The organism is Streptomyces beijiangensis, from assembly GCF_017315755.1.
In the GTDB taxonomy this organism is placed as follows: domain Bacteria; phylum Actinomycetota; class Actinomycetes; order Streptomycetales; family Streptomycetaceae; genus Streptomyces; species Streptomyces beijiangensis.
Window position 1 is genome coordinate 1 of record NZ_JAFLRJ010000547.1, and the last position, 781, is coordinate 781.

A 781-nucleotide genomic window follows, 5' to 3' on the forward strand; every position below is an offset into this window, starting at 1 on the left:
AGTTACGGGACAGTCCTTAGGAGGAGTGTCGCCCCCGATTTCCACAACACGGCTACGGCGACGAGTATTCGGTAGAGCTGGAGTACGGCATCGTGCACCGGTACAGAGAATCCGTCAGCGAGGCTCTGCAACAACCACATGACCATCCGCCACTTCGATGCTGCGTTCTCCGAAATGCCCGTACGCCGACCCTGAACAGCGCACCCACCGGTGCTTATCGGCGAGGAACTGCAGGTAATCGTCGAGCGTGTCGGGGCCGATCATGAACTCCCCGCGCGGTAAATCCTCGTATGGGTTGATCGCGGCCCAGCTACCGCCCTCAGGCTCGACATCTTCGGAGACTTGAACCGCCACGACGATCGCTGTGGCCCATGCGTACATGGGCCAGCTCAGGATCCTGCCCACCGGGGGGAATAGGCCGGCGAACACCATGCGTAGGATCACCGCTGAGGTGACCGAAAGCTCCAGAATCTGTCGCATGCTGCGTTTCCCTCTCCTGACGGACCGGCCGTGCAGGGCCGTCATGGATGGTCCTGCACGGCCGCCCGCTCAGCGCAGTACGAGATGCTTGAGGTTCTCGACGCGCCGGGGCGCCTGGGCCTTGCCTGCGGTCAGTGCCGCAACCAACTTCTTGACAGTGGCCATCGCTGTTCACCTCCTTCCAGACTCGGGGCGGATGGGTGGGCCCCGGCAACCGCCGGGGAGTCATAGTGGTTCGCCAAAGTCGCAGCAGTCGCGCCTGCTAGCTCACACCAGGAACTGAGCTTGTTCCGCTTTGACG

The 781-nt window shown here is 62.6% G+C and carries 1 protein-coding gene; it reads right to left on the reverse strand.

What is annotated here, in order from left to right; genetic code table 11:
* Positions 1–114 precede the first annotated feature (114 nt).
* The gene (locus J0695_RS36570) at positions 115–480 is read right to left on the reverse strand and encodes a hypothetical protein (RefSeq protein ID WP_206969074.1); all 366 of its coding nucleotides are present in this window, start codon (positions 478–480) and stop codon (positions 115–117) included.
* Positions 481–781 lie beyond the last annotated feature (301 nt).

Bases quoted from the DNA above. Each gene is read 5' to 3' on its own strand.
- J0695_RS36570 (WP_206969074.1), bottom strand. From the start codon at position 480: ATGCGACAGATTCTGGAGCTTTCGGTCACCTCAGCGGTGATCCTACGC.